Below are 25,062 nucleotides of genomic sequence, written 5' to 3' on the forward strand. Positions count from 1 at the left end.
ATGCTACAGATAGCGAACATGCATTTTCCATTATGACGCCGTCGTCCTTGACTGGAGGCAGGAGCGAACGAAGGAGCGGGACATGCACACAGTGATCGCCGGTGGTGGCCTCGTCGGGCTCACCACCGCCGCGGCCCTGCGGCGGATCGGGCACGACGTCACCGTCCTGGAGCAGGCGCCCGGGATCCGCGCCGCCGGGGCCGGGATCGGCTTGTGGGCCAACGCGATCCGGGTGCTCGAAGACGCCGGCGTCGATGTCCGCGTGCTCGGGCAGGAGATCAACGCGTGGTTCTTCGACCCGGCCGGGAAGCCGTTGCGCGCCAAGGGGTACGACGACTCCGACCACCGCTTCCTGCTGGTGCCCCGGCCGGCGCTGAACACGCTGCTCGCCGACGTCATCGGCCGCGACCGGATCCGGCTCTCGGCCCGGCTGACCGGGTTCGAGGACCGCGCGGACGAGGTCGTCGTCCACCTCGACGGCGGCGAGAGCCTGCACGCCGACCTGCTGATCGGCGCCGACGGCGTGTACTCACGGGTCCGCTCGCAGTTGCTGCCGGGCACCGACGCCCAGGCGCACGCCGGGCACTACGCGTGGCGCGCGATCGTGCCGGCCGGGGACGAACGCCCCGAAGGCACCGTGCTGACCATCGGGACGGACGGCACGCGCGGCGGCTACACCCGCGTCGCGGAAGGACAGACCATGTGGATGGTCAACCAGTTCGAGGCCGGGCCGTTGCCGGGGAGCAAGCGCGACCGCGCTCTGGCGCGCGCCCGCAACCTCGCCGACGCGGGCTGGCACGACGAGCTGCTGCGGATGATCGCGGCCACCCCCGAGGACGCGATCCTCGAGAACCGGATCATGCTCGTGCCCCCGCTGCCGCGCTGGACCGGCTCGCGCGTGGCGCTCATCGGCGACGCCGCCCACGGCCTCTCGCCCCACATCGCCGCGGGCGGCACCCTCGGCGTCGAGGACGCCGGTGTGCTCCGGACCGCGCTGGCGTCAGCGGACTTGGCTGAGGCGCTCAAGCAGTACGAACACGCCCGCATCGCCCGGTTCGAGCGGGTCCGGGAGTTCTCCGCCGCGGTCGAAGCAGCCGCAGGTCCCGCTGAGTTCGCGGCGCGGTACGCCGCGTTCAGCCACTGGATGCTGACCACTACACCGGTCTGAAGGAACGGAACGCGGTGGGCACGATCCGAGACGTCCGGTCACCCGAACGGCTTTTCTTGCCAGAATCGGGGACATGGAGATCACGACCAGCAACGCGTCATACGTACTGATCGACGATGCTCGCACCCGGGGTGAGGCGTGAACACGACAGCCGCCACGTCCTACCGCGACGCGAAAGCCCACTACACCTCGCCCAAGCGCCGGGATCCGGTGAAGACCATGCTCGAAGAGGTGGTCACGCACCGGGTCCTGCGCGACGCCGCCGACCTGGCCCGGCGCGGGCCGGACCAGCCGCTGCGGGTGGTCGACATCGGCGCCGGCACCGGCGACGGGCTCGCGCTGCTCACCGAGCCGCACGGTGACCTCGCCCCGGTGACCGACGACAGCAGGCTCGCCTACGTCGGCGTCGACCTCGACCCCGGCATGGTCGAGACGGCGCGCTCGCTGCACGCCGGGCGGCCCGCCGAGTTCGAGGTCGCCGACATGCGCGCCGAGCTCCCCGCCGGCGACTTCGACCTCTACTTGTCTTGCGGGGTGCCCTATTCGCACCTGCCGCACGCCGACACGATCGACGTCCTGACCGGGCTCATGCGGCGGATCGTCGAGACCCGCGACAGCGCGGTGCTGATCGTCGACGTGCTGGGGCGCTACTCGGTCGAATGGACGCCGCGCTGGCCGGAGACGCGCTGGGCGTACAACATGAGCTTCTTCGAGGGGGCGAACGAGACCGTCCACGACCAGATGAGCTTCTACGACCGCGGATCCCTCGACGACGCCCTCGTGCAGGCCGCGATCGGCGCGGGCGCCCGGCTGGGTGCGGTCACCTTCACCGACCGGTCCGTGCTCGTCGGCCGGCACACCGCCACCCGCGCGTTCAACCAGGGCATCCCGCCGTACCGCACGCTGCTCAACGAGCTCGCGCGCGGCAACACCGACGTCGCTTCGGCGCAGCTGCGGTTCAAGCCGCCCGCGGGGGAGGTCCCGGCGCGGGTCGAGGCGTTCTTCGCGGCCTTCGCCGAGCGCTGGAACGGCGTCCTCGCGGCGGCGGGGGAGCTGCGCTCACCGGAGCAGGCGAAGCGGCTCGCGCAGGCGCTGTTCGCGTGTGAACAGCAGTCCCAGCAGGGCCTGGGGGTCGGCCACTCGCTGATGGCCACCGTGGTCGTCGAACGCCCGGCCGGCGGCTGAGCCGGCGGCGCGGGCCGGCCACCGGGGCAGCCGGCCCGCGCTCGGGCTCACTGGCAGGCTTCGCAGTCCGGGTCGTCGATGCGGCAGGCGGCGCCGTCGGTGAGCGGGAAGTCGAAGTCGTCGAGCACGGGCACGACCGGCGTGGTCGACGCCTCGGGCGGCGTGGTGGTGGCGGACATGGCACTCCCTCGGATCGAAACGCTTTCTCTTCTGTTCAGCGCCGAAGATCGACAGGCATTCCGTGACGCGCGCCACACGGTCCCGCTCACCGAAACACGCGTGCGCGGCCGGTCGCCGGTCTTTGCTAGCTTCCCGGGAATGCGCGCACGGGTTCCGTTTGCAGCTTTCGTCCTGGTGCTGGTGATGTCGCTGTTCGGGACGGCGAGCGCGTCAGCCGCCGGCTCGTGCGAGTGCGCGACGCCGTCGATCGACGGCTACCAGCAGTGGCTCGCCAGCGGCGAGGGCACGACGGTGCCGGCGACGGGCAGCCTGCTCATGCGCGACCACGGCCGGTACGCGGCGAAGGTGAGCTTCCTCAACGCTGAGTGGCACGTGGCCGTCCTGTGGCTCGGCAACCAGTTCGAGGCGCAGGCCGACCTGTCCCGGTCGGCGGGCTTCCGGCTGACCTACAGCGCGACCGACGACCTCTACGTCCAGCTGCGCCCGGCGTCGCACTGGAGCGGCGGCGACAAGTGGCTGACGCTCGTGCCCTCGACGCACGGCAAGGTCGTGACGAGGTTCTTCAGCTTCGCGCCCCGCGCCTGGACGTCACTGCCCGAGCTGGGCACGCCGACGTACTCGTTCGCCTCGGCGCTGACCGAGGCCCGCGGCCTGGTGTTCGTCGGCAAGACGCCGAACGTGCTGGCCTTCCGCGGCCTGCACGTCGACGGCTACCGGCCGCCCTGCCTCTGAGTATCGTGGCCGGGTGAGCACGGAATCCGGGAACATCGCGCGGATGCGCGCGTTCGTCGAGCAGGTGCACGAGGGCGGCCGGGTCGAGCTGATCGACGACTTCGTCCACCCCGACTTCCGGAACCGGTCGGCGAAGAACGGCCTGCCGGACGATCGCCGGAGCGTGGCCGCGGTCACGCGGGCGCTGCACACCGCGTTCGCCGGCCTGAAGGTCGAGATCGTGCACTGCGTGGACACCGATGACGTCGTCGCCACCCACAAGATCTACCGCGGCCGCCACGTCGGCGAGTGGCTGGGCACACCGCCTTCGGGCCAGGACGTCGAGTTCCGCGTGATGGACTTCGTGCGGATGCGCGACGGGCGGTTCGTCGAGCACTGGTCCGTCCTCGGACCGCCGCAGTAGCGCCGGGCTCAGCGAGCGGCCGGCCAGCCGTGGGTGAGGATCGCGAACGCGGCTTCGGCCGTCGCGACCGGATCCGCGGCACGCATCGCGAGCGCTGACGTCTCCAGGGCGAAGTGCGCCAGCGCGGCGCAGCCGGGATCGTCCTCGGGGGCCCCGGTTTCCGTGGCGAGCGCCCGCCTGAGCGCGTCTTCGTGGCGCATCCACATCCGGTGCCAGTACCGGCTCAGTGCGGGTGTCCGGTGCACGAGGTCCAGGAACGCCGACGCGCCTTCGGCCGCGACGCCCAGCCGGACGCGGGCGAGTGTGTGGTCCCGCAGCGCGTCCAGCACCGAGGTGCCGGACGCGCGGTCGCGCACGGCGGTGATCAGGCCCTCCTCGACGTCGCCGTCGCGGTCGAAGACCAGGGACTCCTTGGTGGGGAAGTGTTTCTGCAGGGTCGTGGTGGACACGTCGGCGGCCTCGGCGATCTCGCGGACACCCACGTCGTCGAACCCGCGCTCGAGGAACAGGCGCAGGGCCGCGTCGGCCAGCGCCCGGTGGGTGGCCGCCTTCTTGCGCTCGCGCCGGCCCGGCCCGGTCTCCGTGGTCATGGCTTGACGATATCACTAGTTGCACGGTGTACTGAGTTGTACCGTGTCACTTTTAGAGGGAGTCTCCTATGACCGCACGTGTCCCCGTCCTGATCAGCGGCGGCGGGATCGCCGGCCTGACCACCGCCCTGCTCCTGCGCCGCGAAGGGGTGTTCCCGGTGCTCGTGGACCGGCGCGACGGCTCGTCGCCCCAGCCGAAGGCCCGCCGCTTCAACCCCCGCAGCACCGAGGTGTTCCGCCTGCTGGGCCTGGCCGACGAGGTCGCCGAGGCGAGTGCGCCGCTGGCGGCGTTCAGCCAGGTGCTGACCGGCCCGACGCTCGCCGCGGCCCGCCCGCGGGAGCTGACCGACCTGCTGCGCGCCCGGCGGGGGCAGCAGGGGCGGATGCCCGAGCTGAGCCCGGCGCCGAACGTCCTGTGTCCCCAGTCCGTGCTGGAACCGCTGCTGCGCCGGGCCGCCCGGGAGCGCGGCGTGTCCGTGCGCCTCGGCACCGAACTCGTGTCGTTCACCCAGGACGACGGCGGGGTGACGGCGCTGCTGCGGCCGGCGGACGGCGAGCCGTACGAGCTGGCCGCGGACTACCTGGTCGCCGCCGATGGCGCCCGCAGCCCCGTCCGCGAGGCGCTCGGCATCACCCGCGGCGGCCACGGCCACCTCGCCGACAACCTCGACCTCCACTTCCGCGCCGACCTCACGGACCTGGTGCGGGACAAGCCGTTCAACCTGTGCCAGATCGAGAACCCGGTGGCCTCGGGCGCGTTCCTCTCGGTCAACGGCACCGACCGCTGGCTGTTCTCCACCGCCGACTTCCCCGACGCGGGCACGCTCGGCGACGGCGACTGGCTGGACCTCCTGCGGATCGTGGTGGGCGTGCCGGACCTCGACGTCGAGCTGCTCGGCCGGTCACCGTGGGAGTCGGCGATGCGCGTGGCCGGCCGGTTCGCCGACGGCCGGGTGTTCCTGACGGGCGACGCCGCGCACGTGATGCCCCCGATGGCCGCGGCCGGCGCCAACACGGCCGTCGCCGACGCGGCCAACCTCGCCTGGAAGCTCGCCGCCGTGCTGGCCGGGAAGGCGGCCCCGGCGCTGCTCGGCACGTACGACACCGAACGCCGTCCGGCGGGCTACGCGATCGCCGAGGCGTCCAGCGCGGTGATCGGGCACGTGGGCGACATGCTGTCGGCCTTCACCAAGGGCGGCGGGCTGCCGGGCGACCCGATGACGACGATGTTCGGCACCCAGTACGCGGACGGCGCGTTCGTCCCGGACGGCCGCGACCCCGCACCGGCCGATCACTATGCTCCGGCGGGCCGCCCCGGCACCCGCGTTCCGCACGCGTGGCTCGACGCGGAGACGTCCACTGTGGACTTCGCCGGGCCGGGTCTGACGCTGCTCACCGGCCCGGACAACGGCCACTGGATCGCCGAGGCGGACCGGCTCGGGCTGCGGTGGGCCGCGGTGCCGGACGACGGCTGGCTCGCCGAGGTCCGCCTGCCCGCCGACGGTGCTTTGCTGCTGCGGCCCGACGTCGTGGTCGCGTGGCATTCGACGTCGGAGACGTCGCTGGCCGACGCGCTCACGCGGGTGCTCGGCTCCCGCGTGAGCGCCGGTCAGCTCAGCGGGACAGCGCGGTGATCAGCCCGGCCGACCCCGGGGCGCCGAGGCGCACGAACATCGGGGTGGTGCCGAGCGGCGCCGGGTAGCCGCGCAAGGTGCGCCCGCCCAGCTCGACGCGGTGGGTGTTCGGGTCGAACCACAGGCCGGCCGGCAGGACGACGTCGCGCGACGTGCCCGCGGTGATCATCGGCGCGGCGAGCAGGGCCGGGCCGAGCAGCCACTCGTCGTCGATCGTGTCGAAGCGGTGGTCGGCGGGGAAGTCGAAGAAGACCGGCCGCATGATCGGCGTGCCGTCCGCGACCGCCTGCTTCACCTGCGTCTGCAGGTAACCGGCCAGCTTCGCGTGTGTGCGCACCGCGTCGGCGTAGAGGCGGGCGGTGTCGGCTGGGTAGGTCACCGGCTTGCCGGTGGTGGTGTCGACGGTCGTCACCGGAGACGTCGAGGCGTACATCAGCGGCATCAGCGACGCCGCCTGCGCCCAGCGCACCAGGACTTCCTCCGACGGCGGCGGCATGCTCTCGGAGCCGCCGATCATGTCGGTCTCGACGAACGGGTAGCCGTCGGCGGAGATCGCCGAGGCCCGGCGCAGGGAGGTGCGCAGGCCGTCCCACGTCGTGTCCGCGTCGACCGCGCGGATGACGAAGCCGTAGCGCTGGTTGCCCCAGTGCGTGCGGATCCCGGCGCCCTGCTGGTCGAACCGGTCGGTCATGTCCGCGCCGAGCTTCTGGTAGTCCTGCGGGGTCAGGCCGTTCGACGTCGCGCAGCTGTCGTCGAAGAAGCGGGTGTCGAACTTGAAGCCGTCGACGCCGTAGTCCGCCATCAGCGTGCGCAGGTTGCCGGTGTACCAGTCGCGGGCCTGCGGGTTGCCGAGGTCGATGATCCCCGCCGTGCCGTTCCACCACGTCACGGTGCACGGCTCGGCGGGGTTCGCCTTCGCGTGCAGCAGGTAGCCGTGGTCGCGGGCGTACCCGTAGTTCGCCGAGTCGAGGTTGATCCAGAACGTCGTCCACAGGCCGAACTTCTGGCCCATGCCGTGGATGTCGTCGACGAGCTTCTTCGGGTCGGGGAACGTCTTCGCGTCGAAGGTCAGGTTGCCGTAGTTCGACTCCCACTTGTCGTCGAGCTGCACGGTGTGCCCGGCGACGTTCGCGGCCTTCAGGTCGCGCGCCCACGCGACGACCTTGTCCTGGTCGATGTTCCGGTAGTACTGCGCCCACGAGTTCCACAGTGGACTGGCGTACTCGGCGTCGGTCGCGTCGCTCTTCTCCGGCTTGCCGACTTCGCCGACGTAGTCGTCGTAGACCGCGCGGCGGCTCGACTCGACGAACACCGTGCTCGCGTACTCCGCCGACCCGGTCACCGTGAGATCGGCGCGCCCGTTCGCCAGCGCGACCTTCATCGGCTGCGCGGTGCGGACGTACACCCCGATCGACTTCGAGGTGTAGAAGTACGGCTCCTGCATCATGTAGCTGGCGGGGGAGAACTCCGGCTCGTTGACCACGCCCGCGGAGAGCGGGTACGGCTGGGGCGTGCCCTCGCTGGTCTCCCCGCCGCCGTACCAGTGCCCGGACGCCGCCAGGTCGAAGTGCGTCGCCCGGTCCCCGGCCGGCTCGCCGGCCACCGACCAGCTCAGGTCGAACCGGTCCGCGTGCGGCGTCAGCCGGAGGGTCACGGTCTTGCCCGCGGTGCTGCCGGCTTCGACGACCACGGTCGCGCCCTGCTTCGAGACGGACCGCACGCGCGTCGCCACCGCGGTGCCGAAGGTGAACGCGTCCGGCGCGGTGCGCAGCAGGGGCTCCCCACCTCGCGAAACGCTGACGCCGAGGTGGGCGGGGTCGACGCGCACCTGGTAGCCCGGGGCGTCGCCGCTGCGTGGCACCGAGAAGGTCCCCGCCGTGAGCCGGTCCGCCGCCGCGGGCGCCGCGAGCGCTCCGGTGAGCGCCAGGGCGACGGCGCCGCACAGCAGCCGTCGAGGGGTTCCGCTTAGCCGTCGATGCACTCGAGCCTCCGGAAAGTGCGAGAAACTGCTCGTTACCACGTCCATTCGCGCACGAGTAAGCATGACAGGTTGACGGGGTTGCTTGTCAAGGGTTCACGGCACCGCCTGGGGGCGAGGCCGAGCGGGGTCGGTCCCCGCCGGTCCGGCGGCGCGGCAGTTCACGACCGTCATCGGCTACTGCCGGGCGCATGGCGAACCTCGGCGCGACCGAGGGCGAACGACATCGGCGCGTCAGGTTCCGGTGGTGTCAGTGCACCGGCAGCAGTAGCGGCCGCGGCTCGGCCAGGGCCGTCGTGATCGGGCTGTCCCGCGGTGACGGCGGCGGCAGCCCCGGACCCGGGGTCATCACCGTCTCGGCGACCGGTACCTGCGCGCCGCACGTGACGCACGCGCCCGCCGGGGTCACCTCGCCGCCGCAGGAGGCGTGCACGAACACCCGCCGGCGGCCTTCGGGGGCGTAGAACTCGTCGCCCCAGGCCGACAGCGACCGGACGACCGGCCACAGCGCGAGGCCCTTCGCGGTCAGCTCGTACTCACTCCGCTTGCCCGGCCCCGGGACGCGGGTCATGACCTCTTCGCGGACCAGGAACTCCAGCCGTTCGGTCAGCACCGCGCGGGGGGTGCCCAGGTGCTCCAGGAAGTCGCTGAACCGCCGGACGCCGAACACCGCGTCCCGCACGATCAGCAGCGTCCAGCGCTCGCCGACGATCTCGAGGGCGCGCACGATCGAGCAGGCCTGGCCGGTGTACTCGCGGGGGAGTGCCATGCGCCCCAGTGTGCCACAGAAAGGTTCGGTGAACGAACAAACCGTGCTAGCCTCCGGGCGAAGAGTTCGGTCACCGAATCAACGGGAGCTCGCATGGACCGCCGCCCGGCCGCTGTGCTCGTCGCCTCCGGCGGCGGCACCCTGCTCGCCATGTTCGTGTTCACCGCGCCGCTCTCGATCGTCCCGTCGGTGGCCCGCGGGCTCGGCGCCGGCGCGATCGCGACGTCGTGGATCCTCAGCTCGATGAGCCTCGGCCTGGCGGTCGCCCTCCTCTCGGCCGGCGCGATCGGCGACGACTTCGGCCGGCGGCGCGTGTTCGCGGCCGGCGGGGCGGTACTGGCCGCCGGGTCGCTGCTGTGTGCGGTCGCGCCCGGGCCGTTGACCTTCATCGTCGGCCGGGTCGTCGAAGGGCTCGGGGCGGCCGCGCTGATCGCCTGCGGTCTCGCGGTGCTCGGCCACGCCTTCCCGGACGCCGCCGGCCGTGCCCGCGCCACCGGGGTGTGGGGCGCGTGCCTCGGCGCCGGCATCGCGATCGGCCCGGTGGCCGGCGCGGTCCTCGACCTCGCCGCCGGCTGGCGCGTGCTCTACCTCGTCACCACCGTGCTGTCCCTCGGCGTCGCCGTGCTGGGCCGGGTCCTGCTCGACGAGTCCGTCTCGGGCCGGGCGCGCAAGGTCGACGTCGCCGGCTCGCTGCTGCTCGGCGGCGGCCTCGCGGCCCTGCTCGCCGCGCTCACCGAAGGCCGCCAGGGCTGGACGAGCCCGCTGGAGGTGACGCTGCTGGTCGCCGCGGTCGTCCTGCTCGCCGCGTTCTTCGCGCACCAGCGCCGGGCCGAGGGCGGGATGCTCGACCTCACGTTGTTCCGCCGCCCGGCGCTGCTTTCGGCGACGACCGGCGCGTTCGTGGCGGGCGGCGGCGTCACGGCGTTGATGGCCTTCCTGTGCACGATGCTGGAGAACGGCCTGGCGTTCACCCCGCTGACGGCGTCGCTCGTCGTGCTGACCTGGTCGGCGACCAGCGTGGTCTCGGCGCTGCTGACCCGGCGGCTGCCCGCGGCGTTCTCCGGCGGGGCGCGGCTGAGCGCCGGCCTGCTGGTGGTGGCCGCCGGCCTGGTGCCGCTCGCGTTCGTCACCCCGGGTTCCGGCGCGGGCCCGCTGCTCGGCGGGCTGCTGCTGGCGGGGCTCGGCACCGGCGTGGTGAACGCGTCGCTGGGCCGGGAAGCGGTGGCGAGCGTGCCGCCGCACCGGGCCGGGATGGGCAGCGGCATCAACAACACCAGCCGGTACGTCGGCGCGGCGCTGGGCGTCACCGTGGTGACGGTGCTGGCGGTTCACCCGTCGGCGACCCCGGCTGCGGACCTCGTCGCGGGCTGGAACGTGGCCGTACTGGTGGGAATCGCGCTGTCGGTGGCCGGCGCGGCGGTCATCGCCGCCCTGGGCGCGGCGGCGAAACGCGCCGGGGTTCCCGTCGCCGGGTAGCGCCGGCGGTCACCCGTACACGGGAGATGGGTGTCACACGATCGGGTCGTGACGATCTTCCCACCGCGTTGTCTGTCCTGTGTGGAAGAACAATCAAGGGGCTTCCGCGAGAACACAACGCATTCCCGATGTGCGAAGGAGACGTCATGACGAACGCCACCGCCACCAAGGTGCCCGCCCAGCAGGCTCCGTCCGACCAGGCCAAGAAGGGCGGCGACGGCGCGCTGGTGACGACCGAGGGCGCCACGTCGATCGCCGACGTCGTCGTCCAGAAGATCGCCGGCCTGGCCACGCGGGAGATCCCTGGCGTGCACGCCCTCGGCGGCGGCGCCGCGCGGGCCTTCTCCGCGATCCGCGAGCGGATCCCGGGCGCGACCGCCTCGGCCGGGCAGGGTGTGTCGGTCGAGGTCGGCGAGAAGCAGGCGGCCGTCGACCTGCAGATCGTCGTCGAGTACGGCGTGTCCATCGCGGACCTGTCGCGTTCGGTGCGCCGCAACGTGATCACCGCCGTCGAGCAGATGACCGGCCTGGAGGTGGTCGAGGTGAACATCAACGTCGGCGACCTGCACCTGCCGTCCGAGGACGAGGGCGAGACCACCGAAACCGGCCGGGTGCAGTGAATCCCGAACCCGACGCCGCCCGGATCGCGGCCGCGGTGCGGATCGCGCCCGGCGTGACCGGGCTGCACGGCGGCCGGTTCGGCGAGATCGCCACGCTCGACCCGCCGCGGCGGATCGCGGGGGTGCGCGTCCGCGACGAAGACGTCACGATCGCGGTCACCACTCGGTACCCGCTGGTGGCCGCGGACGTCGCCGCGGCCGTGCGCACCGCCGCCGCCGTCGCGGGGCGGCCGGTGCACGTCGTGATCGCGGACCTGGCCGAACCGGCCGGCGCCGCACCGGAGATCCCCGCACCGGAGATCCCCGGACAAGTGGTTGCCGCACAAGAGAAGGAGAGGGTCTCGTGAAGTCCACGCAGCTGGGTCTGCTCACCGGCCTCGTCCTGGGGCTGGCCGTCGCGTTCGGCGGCTTCGGCGCGTTCGCCGCGGTCGCCGTGCTGGGGGCGATCGGCTTCCTGGTCGGGCGCTACCTCGACGGCAAGCTCGACCTGTCGCAGCTCTCCGGCCGCGATCGGGGCTGAGCGTGACCACCACCCTGACCGCGCCGGTCGCCGAGCGCGGCGTGCTGACCATCTCGGCGCAGGCGGTCGAACGGCTGGCCGCTTGCGCCGTGCTCGAGGTCGACGACGTCGGCGGCGCGGCCGGCCGGGTCCTCGGCGTCAGCCTGAGCGGCGAGGACCTCGACCACTCCGCGAAGGTGAGCGCCCACGTCGGCGACGGGACCGTGACGCTCGACGTCCGGATCTCGATCGTCTACCCCGCCTCGGTCGCGCGCACCACCGAACGGGCGCGCGAACACCTCGTGGAGCGGGTGGAGGCGCTGACCGGGCTCACGGTCACGCGCGTCGACCTCGTGGTCACCGCCCTGCACACCACCGCGGGCCAAGTACGGAGGGTCGAATGAAACGCCGTCCCCGCCGGAGCGTCCCGGCCGTCCTGACCGCGGTGGTGGTGCTGGCCGCGTGCGTGCTCGTCGCCGTCGTGGCGGTCCAGCTGATCCTCGGCGAACGTCCGTGGATCAGCCCCGATTCGGTCGCGTCCCGGCTGCACGACCTGCGGTGGACGGACGTGCTGCCGGCCGTGGCCGGCGGCGTCGTCGCGCTGCTCGGGCTGGTCCTGGTGCTCGGCGCGATCCTGCCGGGGACCATGACCGTGCTGCCGCTGGGCGGATCGTTCGACGCGGGCGCCGCTCGCGGCGGCTACCGCTCGACGCTGCGCGCCGCCGCCGCGGGCGTCGACGGCGTGTCCGGTGCCGCGGTCAAGCTCGGCACCCGGCGCGTGAAGGTCCGGGTCGAGACGGCCCGGACCCGGACCGACGGCCTCGCCGACGCCGTCCGCGAGGCGGTCGGCCACCGGCTCGACCAGGTCGGCCCGGCCACCCGGCCGGCCGTCTCGGTGCGGGTCCGCGCTCCCCGGAGGAAGTCATGACGAACCTGAACCGTCCCGCCCGGCTCAACCGCGTCCTGCTCGGCCTGGTCGGGCTGGTGCTGCTGGCCGCGGGCGGGTTCGCGGTCGCGACGCACTTCCGCCGGCTGACCGTCGTCGACCCGGGGTCGCCGCTGGTCCCGGGCACGGCGTCGCCGCCGACGTGGGTGCTCTACGTCGCCGCCGCGGTGGCCGTGGTGCTCGGGCTGCTGGTGCTGCGCTGGCTGCTCGCCCAGCTGGCGCGCCGCCCGCGGACGCAGACGTGGCGCTTCGAAGAAGACCCGGACCGCGGCCGGACCGAACTGGCCGCCGACGCCGCGGTGGCGCCGTTCACCGAGGAGCTGCGGACGTATCCCGGCGTGCACCAGGCGCGGGCCACGCTGGCGGGGACCCGCGAGGACCCGACGCTGGCGCTGGTCGTCTCGGTGGAGCAGGACGGCGACCCCACGGAGATCCGCGAACGCCTGGAGACCGAGGGCCTGCCCCGGCTCCGGCAGGCGCTCGACCTCGACGCGGTCCCGGTCGCGATCGAGTTTCGCTTCACCACCTCCGCCGGCCCTCGCATCCGCTGAAGCGGCTTCCCAGGTCGTAAAGTTCCGTATCTGCGGCCGTATCGTGGCTGTACGCCGCGGCCACGGTGACTTAGCGTGGAGGGATGGAACCGTCAGCAGCCGGGCTCCTGGTCACCGGGACCGGGTGCGCGTCGCGGGTGATCGGGATCGGCGAGCTGCGGGAGCGGTCGCGGATCCGGCTCGACGTCGAGTACGTGACCCGCCGCCGGCACGAGCGGCACGAGGTGCACGGCGTGCACCTGTACGACGTCCTGCGCGAAGGCCCGCTGCCGGTGGACACGCGGCACAAGATGGCGAGCCTGACGGTGGTCGTGCTGGCGGTGGCCGAGGACGGGTTCCAGGTCGCGCTGTCGCTGGCGGAGCTGGATCCGGAGTTCGGTGCCTGCGCCGCGTTGCTGGCGACCCGCTACAACGGTGAGCTGCTCGCCCGCCCGACGCTGGTGATGCCGAGTGACCAGCGGGCCAGTCGCTACGTCCGCGGACTGGCCCGGCTGCAGCTGATGTGCGTCGGCGGCGACCCGGTCCGGAACGGCGTGCGCGGTTCCGGACCGGATCGGGTCAGCGGCGGCCGCTGATGGTGGAGGCGCCGGCGTAGCGCGCCTCGGCGCCGAGCTCCTCCTCGATGCGGATGAGCTGGTTGTACTTGGCCGTGCGGTCGGAGCGCGACAGCGAGCCGGTCTTGATCTGGCCGCAGTTGGTGGCCACGGCGAGGTCGGCGATCGTGGTGTCCTCGGTTTCGCCGGACCGGTGCGACATGACGGCCGAGTAGCCCGCCTTGTGCGCGGTCTCGACGGCGTCGAGCGTCTCGGTGAGCGTGCCGATCTGGTTGACCTTGATCAGGATCGAGTTGCCGATGCCGCGCTCGATGCCGTCCTTGAGCAGGTTCACGTTGGTGCAGAACAGGTCGTCGCCGACGAGCTGCACGCGGTCGCCGATCCGGTCGGTCAGCTGCTTCCAGCCCTCGAAGTCGTCCTGCGCCAGGCCGTCCTCGATGGAGATGATCGGGTACTTCGCGGTCAGCTCGGCGAGGTAGGCGACGTGCTCCTCGACGCTGCGCTTGCGGCCTTCGCCGGTGTAGTCGTAGACCTCGCCGGTGTAGAACTCGGACGCGGCCGGGTCGAGCAGCAGCGCGATGTCCTCGCCGGGCTGGTAACCGGACTGCTCGATCGCGCGCAGGACGAACTCGAGCGCTTCGTCGGCGGAGCTGAGGTTCGGTGCGAAGCCGCCTTCGTCGCCGACGTTGGTGCCGTGCCCGGCGTCGTGCAGCGACTTGCGCAGCGTGTGGAAGACCTCGGAGCCCATCCGGACGGCGTCGGCGAAGGTCTCCGCGCCGATCGGGCCGATCATGAACTCCTGGAAGTCGATCGGGTTGTCCGCGTGCGCGCCGCCGTTGATGATGTTCATCATCGGCATCGGCAGCAGGTGCGCGAACACACCGCCGACGTAGCGGTAGAGCGGCAGCCCGCTGGCGGCCGCGGCGGCCTTGACCACCGCGAGCGAGACGCCGAGCGTGGCGTTCGCGCCGAGCCGGGCCTTGTTCGGGGTGCCGTCGAGGGCGATCAGCGCCCGGTCGACCTCGGTCTGCGCCTCGGCGTCGAGCCCGACGACCGCTTCGGCGATCTCGCCGTTGACCGCGTCGACGGCCTTGCGCACGCCTTTGCCGTGGAACCGCGACTTGTCCCCGTCACGCAGTTCGACCGCTTCCTTCGTGCCGGTGGAGGCGCCCGACGGCACGGCGGCCCGGCCGAGCGAACCGTCCGCCAGCTCGACGTCGACCTCGACGGTCGGGTTGCCCCGGCTGTCGAGGACCTGGCGGCCGTGGACCCGGACGATGGCTGTCATGTGACTCCTCGATGAGTTCGCGCCGCGCACCGGTTACGGCGCAACGGCTGCAGGCGCGGCGCCACGGTGAGCCGCGAAACATCGGGGAGACTAGCAGAAGTTACTGAATCGATCCTGAACTTTTCGTGAGCATGCGCCGCCGGGACGGGCGGCACTGCGAAGGCCGGTAGCATCCGGGAAATGGCGTCCCCTCGAACACCAGACGTGACCCGGACCGGGCCGCGGCGGCGGGACGCGCAGGAGAACCTCGCGCGGATCCTGGCCACCGCGGCCGACCTGTTCGCGGAACGAGGGCTCACCGTCACGCTCGCCGACGTCGCCAAGGCGGCCGGCGTGGGCGTCGGGACCGTCTACCGGACCTTCGCGACGAAGGACGACCTGATCCACGAGGTCTACGAGCCCCGGTTCGCGGTGGCGGAACAGCAAGCGCTCGACGCGAGCACGGACGCCGACCCGTGGCACGGGATCGCCGGGTTCCTCGAAACCTGCGTCACGACGCTGGCGCCCGACCGCGGCTTCCGCGAACTCCTGAACGGGTCCTGCAGCGAAACGCTCGGCTGGTCGCGCCCGCGCACGCCGCACCGGCTGGCGAAACTCGTCGAGGACAGCCACAACCGAACCGGGGCGCACCTCGAACGGCTCGTCCGGCGCGCCCGCGAGGCCGGGCTCGTGCGGGACGACCTCGTCGCGGGTGACCTGCTGCTGCTGTCGATGGCCGTGCAGACGTCGGTCGACTTCGGCGGCCCGCGCCACCCGCGGCTGTACCGGCGGGTGATCGGGCTCGTGCTGGACAGCCTGCAGCCCGCCCGCGAGGCGCCGACGCCGTTGCCGGAGCCGGGGCTGACCAACCGGCAGATCGCGGCACTGGAACGGCAGCGGCGCCGGCGGATCGCGCCGCCCGAGGCGACGTAGTTCCCTTACGCGATCGGCACGGTGAGCGTCGACCGACCACAGTGGACGGTGTAGCGCGTGGCCGTGAACGCCGTCGCCGTCGCGATCGGTTCCCCGGTGCCGGGGTTGCGCGCGTAGCGGGGGTGGGCGCCGCCGCTGACCTGCAGCCGCAGCCGGTGCCCGGCGGCGAACCGGTGCGCGCAGGCGCCCAGTTCGAGCGACACCGCGCCGGTACGGCCGGGATCGAGCCGCCGGAAGACCTCGGTGACGTTGCGGGAGCGGCCGCGCGGGTCGACGTCGCAGAGCCGGACGAACACGTCCGCGTGCGGGTTGCCGGTGTCCAGCGCCAGTTCCACCCGCGGCGCCCCGATGACCTCCAGCGCCGAGCCGAGCGGTGCGGAGGTGAACGTCAGCACGTCCGGCCGGGCCTCGAGCGCGCGGTTGTCCCGCGCCCCGGCACCGGCCGACATGTGCCGGCCGCCGACGGCGGGTGTCGGATCGGCCGGGTCGTACCGGAACCCGGTGGACGCGCCTTCGGCGTCGGCGGTGTCGCCGAGCCGCCCGTCGGCCCGCGGGTGCAGCACGCGGTCGGTGGTCGCGGGCGGCCACGACGGCAGCGTCCGCCATTCGCCCGCGCCGGTGACGTGCACGCGGACCGGCTCCGGGCGCACGGGACCGCCGTCGAGGTGCTGCTCGAACCAGGCCAGGGCCTCCCGGTCGATCACGCGCGCGGCGGCGGCGAGGGTGTCCAGGTGCTTCCACGGCCCGATCGTGAGCGCGACCTCGACGTCCCTTGTGGACAAAGCCCGGTACTGCTCGAGGGTCTGGTCGAGGAAGACGTCGTGCCAGCCGCCGACGAGCAGGACCGGGGCCTCGACTTCGGCAAGGCTTTCGGTTGCGTCGTAAGCGTTCCAGAACGGATCGGCCGGATCCGCGTGGGACAGCCACCCGGCGAACCACGGCGCGGCGCCGTCGAGCGCGGTCTCCGTGGCCGCGCCGAGGGGCGTCTCGTGCGTGGCTTTGCGCGCCCGGCGGCCGGACGTCATCGCCCGGCGCAGCCCGCCGTCGCTCTGGGCGAGCACGGTGGCGCTCCAGCCGAGGAAGTCGGCCAGGGCGAACGCGCCGGTGCCGTACATCGCGCGGGCCATGTCGTGCGGGCCGACGACCACCACGGCGGCCTTCAGCTCGGGCGGTGGGTCGCGCAGGAGGGACCACTGGCTCCAGCCGAGGTAGGAACCGCCGAGGGTGGCCAGCCGGCCGTCGTACCAAGGCTGTTCGCGCAGCCAGGCGACGGTGTCCTGGCCGTCGGCGGCCTCCTGCGTCATCGGCCGGAGCACGCCTGACGAGCCACCGGTGCCGCGGACGCTCTGCACAAGGACGTGGAAACCCCGCGCCGCGAGCATCCGGCCGTGCAGCAGGCTGACCGGTAATCCGCGGCCGTACGGCGACCGGATCAGCACGGTGCCGCGCGCGCCGGCCCGCGGCTCGTAGTGGTCGGTCACCAGTTCGGCGCCGTCACGAGCGGGCACCCGCAGCCCGCGCGTGATCGTGTACGCCGTGCGCGCCGGCGGCAGCGAGAACGCCCGGGTGTGGACGGCCCCGGCCGCGCGGGCGATGAGGCCGGGGGTCGACGGTGCTGGCATGCGTGGCTCCTCGTGCTCGGCCCCGTCAGCGTACCGGAACAGTTATTCCTGTACGGCGAGGAGTGGCTACCCCCGGCTGGTCAGCCCGTCCAGCACCAGGGTGATGACGCCGTCGGCCTCGGCCCGCCAGCCGGGGCGGTCGTGGGCCGCGCCGATGCCGTGCAGGGCCATCATCACGGTGCCTGCACTCACGTCGTCGCGGACGGAGCCGCCTTCCGCCGCGGCGGCCACCAGCTCGGTGACGGCCTGTTCCAGCGCCAGGCTGCCGTCGGCGAGCGCACTCGAACCGGTGGTCATGAGCGTGGCCAGGGTCCGGGCGAGGCCCTGGTGGGCGTCCATGTGGTCGACCATGCCGCGCAGGAAGGCCGCCAACGCCTCCTGCGCGGGCAGGGTGGCCCGCAACCGGCGGGCGCGGTCGCACAACGCGGCGACCTCCTCGTGGTAGACCGCCTCGGCCAGCGCCTCCCGGGTGGGGAAGTGGCGGTAGAGCGTGCCGGTGCCCACGCCGGCCAGGCGCGCGAAGTCGTCGAAGCGCAGGTCGAAGAAGCCCCCGGCGTCGAAGACTTCCCGGGCCTTGGCCAGCAGGGCGTCGCGGTTGCGCCGGGCGTCGGCGCGCAACGGCTTGTCGGAATCTCGCGTTGACAACCGGACCCGGCCTCCCTAGCTTGAGAAGTGGAGATGACCTCCATTTCCATCCTAGCTCATGAGGTGTGCCTTGCGGATCCTGATGTTCGGCCGCGGCGTGATCGCCACGGTGTACGGCTGGGCCCTGGAACGGGCCGGGCACGACGTCGAGTTCTACGTCCGGCCGGGCCGCGCGGCGGCGTACGGGGGAGCGGTGGACCTCGACCTGCTCGACACGCGGCGGCGGCCGTGGGGACAGCGCGTCGTCGAGAAGTGGCCGGTGCGCTACCGCGAGGAGCTGGTGCCGGACCACGACTTCGACCTGATCGTGCTGAGCGTGCCGCACCACCGCCTCGCGGAGGCCGCGGCGTTCCTGGCCCCGCGCGTCGGCGCGGCCACCGTGCTGGTGTTCGGCAACCTCTGGGCCGAGCCGACGGCCGCGATCGGCGCGCTCCCCCTCGACCGCGTCGCGTGGGGCTTTCCCCAAGCCGGCGGCGGTTTCGGCGCGGACGGCGTGCTCCGCGGGGCCCTGCTGCCGCATGCCGTCTTCGGCACCCTCGACCGACCGCCGACCGACCGGGAGCAGGCCGTGCGCCGGGTGTTTCGCGAGGCCGGGTTCCGGCCGCGGGAGAAGCCCGACTTCCGCGGCTGGCTGTGGGTCCACTTCGCGTTCAACGCGGGCGTGCACGCGCAGGGCCTGAGGCTGGGTTCGCTGGCCCAGCTGGCCGGGGCGACGGGCGCCTTGCGCGAAGCGCTGCTGACCGGCCGCGAGCTGCTGCCGCTCCTCGAAGCACGCGGCGTCGACCTGCGACGCCACCGGGGCGGGGTGGTGGGGTTGCGCGCGCCCGCCTGGCTGACGGCCCCCGTGCTCGCCTGGCTGACCGCGCACTTCGCGCCGCTGCGCGTGAACTTCGAGGCGCACTCCGACCCCGGGACCGAGGAACCGCGGGAGATCTGCCGGGACACCCTGGCGGAAGCACGACGGCTGGGCGTCGCGGTACCCCGCCTGGAAGCGGCGGAACCGACCTTCGCACGCGAAGGGGAGGCCCGTCCGTCAGCGGTGTGAGCCGAGGCGTGTCGGACAAAACCAGTGGCGCTCATCGCGGCCGGGGCGACATCCGAGGGCGGCGACGTCTCCGGCACCCTGCTGAAGGTGCCGGTTCCGTTGGTGGACAACAATTCCTGCGCCACGGCCTACAGCACGGGCGGCAACATCAGCACGCACATCGGCTGATCCGGCCGGAACGACGACGGCGGCCCGGGGGCGAAACCCGGGCCGCCGTCGTGTTCAGGCGTCCAGGCCGAGGTGCTCGCGCAGGGTCGTGCCGGTGTACTCGGTCCGGAACGAGCCGCGTTCCTGCAGCAGCGGCACGACCTTGTCGGCGAACTCGTCGAGCCCGCCCGGTGTGACGTGCGGGACGAGGATGAACCCGTCGCTCGCGTCCGCCTGGACCAGGTCGTCGATCGTGGCGGCGACGGTCGCGGGGGAGCCGATGAACGTCTGCCGGCCGGTGACCTCGATGATCAGCTCGCGGATGGACAGGTTCTTCGCCTCGGCGAGCTGGCGCCACTCCTTCGCGGTGGCCTGCGGGTCGCGGTACATCCGGACGCTGGCCCGGCCGCGCGCGATCGTGTTCTCCCCGAGCACCGGGTCGATGTCGGGCAGCGGGCCGTCCGGGTCGTAGCCGGACAGGTCGGCGTTCCACAGCTGCTCGAGGAACTTGATCGCGGTCTGCCCGCTGACCTGCTGCAACCGGACGACGTGGGCGCGTTCGTGGGCGTCGGCGTCGGTGTCGCCGAGGACGAACGTCGCCGCGGGCAGGATCACCAGCTGCTCCGACGTCCGGCCGTACTTCGCCAGCCGGCCCTTGACGTCGGTGTAGAACGCCTGCCCGGCCTCCAGGGTGCCGTAGCGGCTGAAGATCGCGTCCGCGGTGGCCGCGGCGAACTCGCGGCCCTCGTCGGAGTCGCCGGCCTGGATGATCACCGGGCGGCCCTGCGGGCTGCGCGGCACCGGGAACCGGCCCTCGATGTCGAAGTGCTTGTCGTGGTGGGCAAAGGCGCCCGCGGCGGGATCCCGGAGGAAGACGCCGCTGCCGGCGTCGGCGGCGATCTCGTCGCCGCGCCAGGAGTCGAACAGCTCCCAGGCGGTGCGCAGGAACGTCTCGGCGCGGTCGTAGCGCTGGTCCTGCGGCAGGTACCCGGCGCGCCGGAAGTTCTCGCCGGTGAAGGCGTCCCACGACGTGACGACGTTCCAGGCCGCGCGCCCGGCGGAGAGGTGGTCGAGCGAGGCGAACTGGCGGGCCACCTCGAACGGCTCGTTGAACGTCGAGTTGATGGTGCCGGCCAGGCCGAGCCGTTCGGTGACCGCGGCCAGCGCCGAGAGCACGGTGAAGGTGTCGGGGCGGCCGACGACGTCGAGGTCGTAGATCTCGCCGTTCTGCTCGCGCAGGCGCAGGCCCTCGGCGAGGAAGAAGAAGTCGAACTTGGCGCGTTCGGCCGTCTGCGCGAGCCGGACGAACGAGCTGAACTCGATGTGGCTGCCGGCCTCGGGATCGCTCCACACGGTCGTGTTGTTCACGCCGGGGAAGTGCGCCGCGAGGTGGATCTGCTTGCGGGGCTGGGTCATCGCGGGCCTCCTCAGGCGGCGTAGCGGTTGGCGGGCTTGGCGAGGCCGAGCAGGCCGCGCAGGGTGTCCGCCTCGTACTCGGTGCGGAAGGCGCCGCGGGCGCGCAGCTCGGGGACCAGGCCCCGGGTGATCGCGGTCAGGTCGTGCGGCACCGCGCCCGGCCGCAGCCGGAACCCGGAGAGCCCGGCCGCCTGCCAGTCGAGCAGCAGGTCGGCGAGGCCGGCGGGCGTGCCGGTGAAGACGTGGGCGTCCGAGGTGTACTTCGCGCCGGACAGGTCGTCGAGCCGGGCCAAGCGGTCGGCGGCGGCCCGCTCGGTCTCGTCGAGGAACACGACGACGTCGCCGAACACGTGCAGCGTCTCGGCCGCGCGGCCGGCCCGGTCCTGCTCGTCGCGCACCGCGGTGACGATCTCGCCGGCCTGCGTGCGGTCGAACGGCGTCACGTAGACGACGTCGGCCGAGCGGGCGGCGAGGCGGTAGGGGACCGCGGCGTGCGCCAGCGCGGTGACCGGCGGCTGGCCCTGCGGCGGGCGCGGGGTGATCGACGGGCCCTTGACCTTGAACCAGCGGCCTTCGAAGTCGATGTAGTGCAGCTTCTCCCGGTCGACGAACCGGCCGGTCGCGACGTCGCGGATCTCGGCGTCGTCCTCCCAGCTGTCCCACAGCCGGCGCAGCACCTCGACGTAGTCCGCGGCCTCGTCGAACAGCTCCGACAGCGGGCTCACGACGTCCGGCGTGGTGGAGTCCTCGAGCCGGAACTCGCCGAACTCCCGGCGGCCGAAGTGCCGGTTGTCCGCGGGCCGCCCGGCGACCTGGACGCGGACGCCGGCCCGGCCGCCGCTGACGTAGTCGAGCGTCGCGATCGCCTTCGACAGGTGGAACGGCTCGGTGTGGGTGACGATCGCGGTCGGCACGAGCCCGATGTGCGAGGTCAGCGGCGCGACGCGGGCGGCGATCAGCACCGCGTCGAGGCGGCCCTGGACCAGGTCGGTGCGCTCGCCCGGCCGGTCGAGGTACTGCTCGGTCTGCAGGGCCAGCGAGTCCTCGAGGGTGACGAAGTCCAGCTTGGCCGCCTCGGCCTCGCGGACCACGTCGGTCCAGTACCCCGCGGTGAGCAGCTCACCCGGCCGCGCCCCCGGCTCCCGCCACGCGGCGGGGTGCCACCCGGCACCGTCCAGCGCGACGGCGATCCGTGGTCCGTTCCCTGCTGCCATCCCGGCTTTCCTTCCCTCGTCCCGTGGCCTCAGTGTGCGCCGGTTCCCGGTGGCCGGGCCGGAGTGGCCAGGGGGTGGGAAAATGGGAAGTTTCCGGGCGGCCCGGGAATAACCGGGACGTGAAACGGCCGCCGCACTCCGGAGTGCGGCGGCCGTCCCGGGCCGGGGCCCGGGGAGATCAGTCCTTGTGACCCTTCACAGCGTCCTTGACCTTGTCGGCGGCCTGCTTGAGGGCACCCTTGCCCTGATCGGCCTTGCCTTCGGCCTGCCACTGCTCGTTCCCGGTGGCGTCGCCGACCTTTTCCTTGGCCTGGCCCTTGAGCTCTTCGGCCTTGTGTTCCGCCTTGTCGTTCATCGTCCGCCTTTCCTGGGGTGCGGTACGGCTACCCGGTGCCGCGGCGGATACACATCGGGCCGGGTGCGAGGGCATGGCCGTCGCCCACCCCGGGGCGAAACTCCGAAAACGGACCGGAACCCCCCGCGGATCTGACATCATGCGGGCGGATGTCACCAGACCGCGCAAGGGAGACACGATGTCCGCGCACATGGACGAGCTGATCGCCCAGTTCCAGAACTTCCAGGCGAAGGTTCGCCAGGCCGAGACCCGCTTCGCCGGGGTCGGCGACATGCAGGAGCGGATCGCCCAGGTGGCGACCACCGTGACCTCGCCGGACGGCAACGTCACGGTCGTGGCCGGGGCCGGCGGGACCGTCACCGACCTGCGGCTCGCCGCGGGGGCCACGCACCTCGAAGCGGGCCGGCTGGCGGCGATCATCATGACGACCCTGCGCCAGGCCGTGGCCGGGGCCGTCCAGCAGCAGGCCGGGATCGTGGACGACGCCTTCGGCGACACGCTCGGCGTCACCACGCAGGAGCAGGTGCGCGAGGCCCAGGCCGAAGCTTTCGGAACCGTCGCCGAGCCCCCTGCGTCGGAGCCGCAAGCGCCGCAGGCCGCCCCGCGACGCCGGCCCGCCCCGCGGGACGACGACTACTTCGAAGAGAACACGATCCTCCGCCGCGACTGACCCCGACCGAGAGAGCTCCGCGATGCCAGAAGGAATCCAGACCAACATCGGCGCGATCTCCGCGTACGCCCGGCAGCTGCCGTTCTACGAGCAGGAAGCCGACAAGTTCGGCGCCAAGATCGACGCCGCCGACGTCACCGACGAGGCGTGGGGGCTCATCGGCCTGTTCGCGAAGCAGGGCTACACCGACCGGCTCGGCGAACTGCGGTCGCTGCTGACCGACCTGAAGGACGGCGTCGACGGCTTCACCACCAAGCTGACCAAGGCCGCGGAGATGTACCAGGGCATGGAAGACGCCGGCGTGATCACGTTCGGCCGGTACGAGGCGCAGATCGACGCGGTCGGGGAGGGCAAGTGAGCGAGCACAAGAGCATCGCCGACGCGCTGGACGTCCAGCCCTACGACGAGAGCACGGGCGCGAACCTCGACCGCGCGGCGGGTTACGTGCCGGTGGCGGGCACGGCCTACAAGGCGGGCAAGTCCATCGGGGAGCACGCCCAGCAGGCGGCGCAGGCGGGCAACTTCGGCGAGCTGGCGTCGGCGGGCGGCGCGCTGGTCGGCGACGGCGCGAAGTTCGTCGGCGCGGCCGCCGGCGACATGGTCACCTTCGCCATGGACCCGATCGGCTGGCTCGTCAGCCACGGCCTGAACATGCTGCTCGAGCTGGTCCAGCCGCTGCAGGACGCGTTGCACCAGGTCACCGGCGACGGCCCGGCCATCGGGCACGCGTCGGAGAACTTCGTGACGATCGCCCAGGGCTTCGTCGCGCTCGCCGAGGACTTCGAGAAGACCGGCGACACCGCGCTGGCCGAGTGGGTGGACGACGCCGGCAACGCGGCGAAGGAAGCGCTCGGCGACTTCTCCTCGGGCATCCGCGGCGTCGGCTCGGCCGCCGGGTCGGTGGCCGAGGTGCTGCAGATGTGGTCGATGGTCATGGTCGTCATCGAAGAGGTGATCAAGGGGATCATCACCGAGCTGGTGTCCTGGCTGATCACGCTCTGGCTGCCCGCGCTGGCGGCGTCGGTGATCAGCTTCGGCAGCTCGGTCGCCGCCGCGATGACCGCGTCGATCGCCAAGGCCGCCAGCGTGCTGAAGAAGGTGACCGGCTACCTGGGCAAGTTCGGCAAGCTGCTCGACACCTTCATCGAGTTCATGGCGAAGTACTCGACGAAGCTGGTCGAGTTCACCACCAAGCTGCGGGTCGGCGTGATGCCCGGCCAGACCAAGTTCGGCTTCGGCGCGGTCGCCCAGGGCTTCCAGCCGAGCAACCGGGTGCTCACGACGATGTTCGGCACCTCGGCGGGCGCCGGCCCGCTGCTCGCCGGCGCGGGCGTCAAGGCGGGTATCGGCGCGGCGAAGGGTGCCTTCGCCGAAGGCAAGGAAGCTGTCACGCCCGAGGGGGACGAACCGTGGTTCGACAAGAGCGAGATCGGCGGGGACCGGAGCCCGGAGGACACCCGGAAGGACCTGGACATCTAGAGACGCGGGCAGCCGAGCTCCAGGACCGCGCCGAACGCTGGTCGGCTGACGCCCAGGTCCGCCCGGGCTTCCGGGAACGCGTCGAGGGTTTCCTCCGGGACCACTGGCACGAGCCGGTGATCGTGCTGCGCCTGGGGGACACGGACCTGGGTTTCGACGTCCCCGGCCGCCGCCACGACGGGACGGTGGCGGGAAAGCGGCTGATCCGCCGGTTCTTCTGGAACATCGCCCGCGGCATCGGCGGCGCGGTCGTGTCCGTCTTCGTCCTGGCCAACGGCGGCGGCGGGGGCCGTCCGTTCCAGCGGGAGATCCGCGTGTCGGGCCCGGCGGACGCACAGGCGCTGGACTTGACCGACCGCCTGGGCTCGGCGAGCGGCCCGTGGCTGGCGTTTTCCCCGACGGCGGTAGCCGTGGTGGACACGGGCTCGACGTACGTCGACCCGGCCGGCGCGCCGGCGCCGCGGATCGTCTGGGAGGCCCGGAAACCCGAGGCTCCGGAGGTCGGCTTCCGCAAGCAGGAGCTGACCTGGCCGGACGGTTCGGTGTTCCGGTTCCCGCTGCACGGGCGTTCGGAGGAGCAGCACCTGCGGAAGTTCCTGGAGTGGCCGGACGTGGTGCACTGGAACGGCCGCCCGGAGTAGGACAGCCGGAGCGCGCGCCGCATCGAGCCGCTCAACGCGGCTGCTGGAGTGGCCGACACGGCGGCGGGAGCGCCGAGTGCGGCTGCTGGAGCGCCGAGTGCGGCTGCTGGAGTGGTCGATTCGGCGCTCGGAAAGTCCAACATGCTGCCCAGAGCGGACAATACGGCGCCCGGAGCGGCCGACTCGCTGCCCGGAGTGGCCGACACTGTGGCCGCAACGATCAACACGCGGCCCGGGCAGCCAGCGCGGCTGCTGGAGTGGGGGACAAGGCGCTCTGAGGGGCGATACGGTCCCCGAGCGGCCAACACGGCCGGTGGAGCGCCAACACCGCGGCCGCAGCGGC

30 protein-coding genes are annotated in these 25,062 nt (G+C 72.7%); 20 read left to right on the top strand and 10 right to left on the bottom strand.

Translation table 11 applies throughout. From position 1 onward, the window contains the following. Positions 1-22 precede the first annotated feature (22 nt). Both MUY22_RS33770 and MUY22_RS33775 read left to right on the top strand, forming a co-directional pair. The gene (locus tag MUY22_RS33770; protein WP_371827702.1) at positions 23-1,168 is read left to right on the top strand and encodes an FAD-dependent oxidoreductase; all 1,146 of its coding nucleotides are present in this window, start codon (positions 23-25) and stop codon (positions 1,166-1,168) included. 138 nt (positions 1,169-1,306) lie between these two features. Beyond that, entirely contained in the window at positions 1,307-2,353 is a 1,047-nt protein-coding gene (locus tag MUY22_RS33775; RefSeq protein ID WP_247051219.1) for a trans-aconitate 2-methyltransferase, read from the top strand. Between the two features lie 47 nt (positions 2,354-2,400). Here MUY22_RS33775 and MUY22_RS49540 read toward each other — a convergent pair whose 3' ends face one another. Beyond that, a complete protein-coding gene (locus MUY22_RS49540; RefSeq protein ID WP_256474733.1) occupies positions 2,401-2,532 on the bottom strand; it encodes a hypothetical protein in 132 nt (43 codons plus the stop codon). A 139-nt stretch (positions 2,533-2,671) separates the two neighbouring features. On the opposite strand from MUY22_RS49540, the gene MUY22_RS33780 reads away from it, so the two are divergent. Next, on the top strand, positions 2,672-3,265 hold the full coding sequence (locus tag MUY22_RS33780) for a hypothetical protein (RefSeq protein ID WP_247051220.1): 594 nt from the start codon (positions 2,672-2,674) through the stop codon (positions 3,263-3,265). A 13-nt stretch (positions 3,266-3,278) separates the two neighbouring features. Further along, the gene (locus MUY22_RS33785; protein WP_247051221.1) at positions 3,279-3,668 is read left to right on the top strand and encodes an ester cyclase; all 390 of its coding nucleotides are present in this window, start codon (positions 3,279-3,281) and stop codon (positions 3,666-3,668) included. Between the two features lie 8 nt (positions 3,669-3,676). On the opposite strand, the gene MUY22_RS33790 is transcribed toward MUY22_RS33785, so the two are convergent. Then, positions 3,677-4,258 carry a TetR/AcrR family transcriptional regulator gene (locus MUY22_RS33790; protein WP_247051222.1) on the bottom strand — a complete coding sequence of 194 codons (582 nt, stop codon included), beginning with the start codon at positions 4,256-4,258 and terminating at the stop codon, positions 3,677-3,679. A gap of 68 nt (positions 4,259-4,326) precedes the next feature. Here MUY22_RS33790 and MUY22_RS33795 point away from each other — a divergent pair, with 68 nt between their 5' ends. Further along, entirely contained in the window at positions 4,327-5,892 is a 1,566-nt protein-coding gene (locus MUY22_RS33795; RefSeq protein ID WP_247051223.1) for an FAD-dependent monooxygenase, read from the top strand. Here the strand turns inward: MUY22_RS33795 and MUY22_RS33800 are convergent. Continuing rightward, positions 5,873-7,873 carry a glycoside hydrolase family 31 protein gene (locus MUY22_RS33800; protein WP_247051224.1) on the bottom strand — a complete coding sequence of 667 codons (2,001 nt, stop codon included), beginning with the start codon at positions 7,871-7,873 and terminating at the stop codon, positions 5,873-5,875. The genes MUY22_RS33795 and MUY22_RS33800 overlap by 20 nt on opposite strands. A gap of 247 nt (positions 7,874-8,120) precedes the next feature. Then, positions 8,121-8,639 carry a helix-turn-helix domain-containing protein gene (locus tag MUY22_RS33805; protein ID WP_247051225.1) on the bottom strand — a complete coding sequence of 173 codons (519 nt, stop codon included), beginning with the start codon at positions 8,637-8,639 and terminating at the stop codon, positions 8,121-8,123. 93 nt (positions 8,640-8,732) lie between these two features. On the opposite strand from MUY22_RS33805, the gene MUY22_RS33810 reads away from it, so the two are divergent. The 8 genes from MUY22_RS33810 to MUY22_RS33845 all read left to right on the top strand — a co-directional run bounded on the left by MUY22_RS33810 (position 8,733) and on the right by MUY22_RS33845 (position 13,306). Continuing rightward, the gene (locus tag MUY22_RS33810) at positions 8,733-10,115 is read left to right on the top strand and encodes an MFS transporter (RefSeq protein ID WP_247051226.1); all 1,383 of its coding nucleotides are present in this window, start codon (positions 8,733-8,735) and stop codon (positions 10,113-10,115) included. A gap of 146 nt (positions 10,116-10,261) precedes the next feature. Continuing rightward, on the top strand, positions 10,262-10,735 hold the full coding sequence (locus tag MUY22_RS33815; protein ID WP_247051227.1) for an Asp23/Gls24 family envelope stress response protein: 474 nt from the start codon (positions 10,262-10,264) through the stop codon (positions 10,733-10,735). Continuing rightward, on the top strand, positions 10,732-11,082 hold the full coding sequence (locus MUY22_RS33820) for a hypothetical protein (protein ID WP_247051228.1): 351 nt from the start codon (positions 10,732-10,734) through the stop codon (positions 11,080-11,082). Before MUY22_RS33815 ends, MUY22_RS33820 begins: the two co-directional genes overlap by 4 nt. Then, positions 11,079-11,255, top strand: coding sequence for a hypothetical protein (locus tag MUY22_RS33825; protein WP_247051229.1), 177 nt, complete (start codon positions 11,079-11,081; stop codon positions 11,253-11,255). Before MUY22_RS33820 ends, MUY22_RS33825 begins: the two co-directional genes overlap by 4 nt. 2 nt (positions 11,256-11,257) lie before the next feature. Next, a complete protein-coding gene (locus MUY22_RS33830) occupies positions 11,258-11,638 on the top strand; it encodes an Asp23/Gls24 family envelope stress response protein (RefSeq protein ID WP_247051230.1) in 381 nt (126 codons plus the stop codon). Beyond that, positions 11,635-12,162 (top strand): DUF6286 domain-containing protein, encoded by a 528-nt coding sequence (locus tag MUY22_RS33835; protein WP_247051231.1) that lies wholly within the window; start codon positions 11,635-11,637, stop codon positions 12,160-12,162. Before MUY22_RS33830 ends, MUY22_RS33835 begins: the two co-directional genes overlap by 4 nt. After that, positions 12,159-12,731 carry an alkaline shock response membrane anchor protein AmaP gene (amaP, locus tag MUY22_RS33840; RefSeq protein ID WP_247051232.1) on the top strand — a complete coding sequence of 191 codons (573 nt, stop codon included), beginning with the start codon at positions 12,159-12,161 and terminating at the stop codon, positions 12,729-12,731. The genes MUY22_RS33835 and amaP overlap by 4 nt, the downstream gene beginning before the upstream one ends. A gap of 83 nt (positions 12,732-12,814) precedes the next feature. Further along, positions 12,815-13,306, top strand: a complete 492-nt coding sequence (locus tag MUY22_RS33845) for a molybdopterin-binding protein (RefSeq protein ID WP_247051233.1) — start codon at positions 12,815-12,817, stop codon at positions 13,304-13,306. Here MUY22_RS33845 and eno read toward each other — a convergent pair. Further along, positions 13,290-14,573: a phosphopyruvate hydratase gene (gene eno, locus MUY22_RS33850; RefSeq protein ID WP_247051234.1), complete on the bottom strand. Its 1,284-nt coding sequence runs from the start codon at positions 14,571-14,573 to the stop codon at positions 13,290-13,292. The two genes, MUY22_RS33845 and eno, sit on opposite strands and share 17 nt — an antisense overlap. A 180-nt stretch (positions 14,574-14,753) precedes the next feature. On the opposite strand from eno, the gene MUY22_RS33855 reads away from it, so the two are divergent. After that, positions 14,754-15,485: a TetR/AcrR family transcriptional regulator gene (locus MUY22_RS33855; protein ID WP_247051235.1), complete on the top strand. Its 732-nt coding sequence runs from the start codon at positions 14,754-14,756 to the stop codon at positions 15,483-15,485. Between the two features lie 5 nt (positions 15,486-15,490). On the opposite strand, the gene MUY22_RS33860 is transcribed toward MUY22_RS33855, so the two are convergent. Together MUY22_RS33860 and MUY22_RS33865 are read right to left on the bottom strand one after the other, a co-directional pair. Then, entirely contained in the window at positions 15,491-17,107 is a 1,617-nt protein-coding gene (locus MUY22_RS33860) for a CocE/NonD family hydrolase (protein ID WP_247051236.1), read from the bottom strand. A 66-nt stretch (positions 17,108-17,173) separates the two neighbouring features. After that, a complete protein-coding gene (locus MUY22_RS33865) occupies positions 17,174-17,752 on the bottom strand; it encodes a TetR/AcrR family transcriptional regulator (RefSeq protein ID WP_247051237.1) in 579 nt (192 codons plus the stop codon). Positions 17,753-17,822: 70 nt separating this feature from the next. On the opposite strand from MUY22_RS33865, the gene MUY22_RS33870 reads away from it, so the two are divergent. Further along, entirely contained in the window at positions 17,823-18,797 is a 975-nt protein-coding gene (locus MUY22_RS33870) for a ketopantoate reductase family protein (RefSeq protein ID WP_247051238.1), read from the top strand. 24 nt (positions 18,798-18,821) lie between these two features. After that, positions 18,822-18,965: a hypothetical protein gene (locus tag MUY22_RS33875; RefSeq protein WP_247051239.1), complete on the top strand. Its 144-nt coding sequence runs from the start codon at positions 18,822-18,824 to the stop codon at positions 18,963-18,965. A 54-nt stretch (positions 18,966-19,019) separates the two neighbouring features. On the opposite strand, the gene MUY22_RS33880 is transcribed toward MUY22_RS33875, so the two are convergent. From MUY22_RS33880 to MUY22_RS33890, 3 genes are all read right to left on the bottom strand, one after another. Beyond that, the gene (locus tag MUY22_RS33880; RefSeq protein ID WP_247051240.1) at positions 19,020-20,360 is read right to left on the bottom strand and encodes an NtaA/DmoA family FMN-dependent monooxygenase; all 1,341 of its coding nucleotides are present in this window, start codon (positions 20,358-20,360) and stop codon (positions 19,020-19,022) included. 11 nt (positions 20,361-20,371) lie between these two features. Beyond that, positions 20,372-21,574, bottom strand: a complete 1,203-nt coding sequence (locus tag MUY22_RS33885; RefSeq protein ID WP_247051241.1) for an LLM class flavin-dependent oxidoreductase — start codon at positions 21,572-21,574, stop codon at positions 20,372-20,374. 178 nt (positions 21,575-21,752) lie between these two features. After that, a complete protein-coding gene (locus MUY22_RS33890; protein WP_247051242.1) occupies positions 21,753-21,929 on the bottom strand; it encodes a CsbD family protein in 177 nt (58 codons plus the stop codon). 178 nt (positions 21,930-22,107) lie between these two features. On the opposite strand from MUY22_RS33890, the gene MUY22_RS33895 reads away from it, so the two are divergent. The 4 genes from MUY22_RS33895 to MUY22_RS33910 all read left to right on the top strand — a co-directional run bounded on the left by MUY22_RS33895 (position 22,108) and on the right by MUY22_RS33910 (position 24,719). Beyond that, complete coding sequence (locus MUY22_RS33895; RefSeq protein ID WP_247051243.1) at positions 22,108-22,599, top strand: YbaB/EbfC family nucleoid-associated protein; 492 nt, start codon at positions 22,108-22,110, stop codon at positions 22,597-22,599. Between the two features lie 22 nt (positions 22,600-22,621). Further along, positions 22,622-22,957 (top strand): hypothetical protein, encoded by a 336-nt coding sequence (locus MUY22_RS33900; protein WP_247051244.1) that lies wholly within the window; start codon positions 22,622-22,624, stop codon positions 22,955-22,957. Next, entirely contained in the window at positions 22,954-24,078 is a 1,125-nt protein-coding gene (locus tag MUY22_RS33905) for a hypothetical protein (RefSeq protein ID WP_247051245.1), read from the top strand. Before MUY22_RS33900 ends, MUY22_RS33905 begins: the two co-directional genes overlap by 4 nt. Positions 24,079-24,194: 116 nt before the next feature. Further along, positions 24,195-24,719 carry a hypothetical protein gene (locus MUY22_RS33910; protein WP_247051246.1) on the top strand — a complete coding sequence of 175 codons (525 nt, stop codon included), beginning with the start codon at positions 24,195-24,197 and terminating at the stop codon, positions 24,717-24,719. Positions 24,720-25,062: the final 343 nt, after the last annotated feature.

The sequence above is a fragment of the Amycolatopsis sp. WQ 127309 genome, from assembly GCF_023023025.1.
Taxonomy (GTDB): domain Bacteria; phylum Actinomycetota; class Actinomycetes; order Mycobacteriales; family Pseudonocardiaceae; genus Amycolatopsis.

Coding starts and splice junctions, on each gene's coding strand:
- MUY22_RS49540 (WP_256474733.1), bottom strand. CDS start 2,532: ATGTCCGCCACCACCACGCCGCCCGAGGCGTCGACCACGCCGGTCGTG.
- MUY22_RS33780 (WP_247051220.1), top strand. CDS start 2,672: ATGCGCGCACGGGTTCCGTTTGCAGCTTTCGTCCTGGTGCTGGTGATG.
- MUY22_RS33790 (WP_247051222.1), bottom strand. CDS start 4,258: ATGACCACGGAGACCGGGCCGGGCCGGCGCGAGCGCAAGAAGGCGGCC.
- MUY22_RS33795 (WP_247051223.1), top strand. CDS start 4,327: ATGACCGCACGTGTCCCCGTCCTGATCAGCGGCGGCGGGATCGCCGGC.
- MUY22_RS33805 (WP_247051225.1), bottom strand. CDS start 8,639: ATGGCACTCCCCCGCGAGTACACCGGCCAGGCCTGCTCGATCGTGCGC.
- MUY22_RS33810 (WP_247051226.1), top strand. CDS start 8,733: ATGGACCGCCGCCCGGCCGCTGTGCTCGTCGCCTCCGGCGGCGGCACC.
- MUY22_RS33815 (WP_247051227.1), top strand. CDS start 10,262: ATGACGAACGCCACCGCCACCAAGGTGCCCGCCCAGCAGGCTCCGTCC.
- MUY22_RS33835 (WP_247051231.1), top strand. CDS start 11,635: ATGAAACGCCGTCCCCGCCGGAGCGTCCCGGCCGTCCTGACCGCGGTG.
- amaP (WP_247051232.1), top strand. CDS start 12,159: ATGACGAACCTGAACCGTCCCGCCCGGCTCAACCGCGTCCTGCTCGGC.
- MUY22_RS33845 (WP_247051233.1), top strand. CDS start 12,815: ATGGAACCGTCAGCAGCCGGGCTCCTGGTCACCGGGACCGGGTGCGCG.
- eno (WP_247051234.1), bottom strand. CDS start 14,573: ATGACAGCCATCGTCCGGGTCCACGGCCGCCAGGTCCTCGACAGCCGG.
- MUY22_RS33855 (WP_247051235.1), top strand. CDS start 14,754: ATGGCGTCCCCTCGAACACCAGACGTGACCCGGACCGGGCCGCGGCGG.
- MUY22_RS33860 (WP_247051236.1), bottom strand. CDS start 17,107: ATGCCAGCACCGTCGACCCCCGGCCTCATCGCCCGCGCGGCCGGGGCC.
- MUY22_RS33880 (WP_247051240.1), bottom strand. CDS start 20,360: ATGACCCAGCCCCGCAAGCAGATCCACCTCGCGGCGCACTTCCCCGGC.
- MUY22_RS33885 (WP_247051241.1), bottom strand. CDS start 21,574: ATGGCAGCAGGGAACGGACCACGGATCGCCGTCGCGCTGGACGGTGCC.
- MUY22_RS33890 (WP_247051242.1), bottom strand. CDS start 21,929: ATGAACGACAAGGCGGAACACAAGGCCGAAGAGCTCAAGGGCCAGGCC.
- MUY22_RS33895 (WP_247051243.1), top strand. CDS start 22,108: ATGTCCGCGCACATGGACGAGCTGATCGCCCAGTTCCAGAACTTCCAG.
- MUY22_RS33900 (WP_247051244.1), top strand. CDS start 22,622: ATGCCAGAAGGAATCCAGACCAACATCGGCGCGATCTCCGCGTACGCC.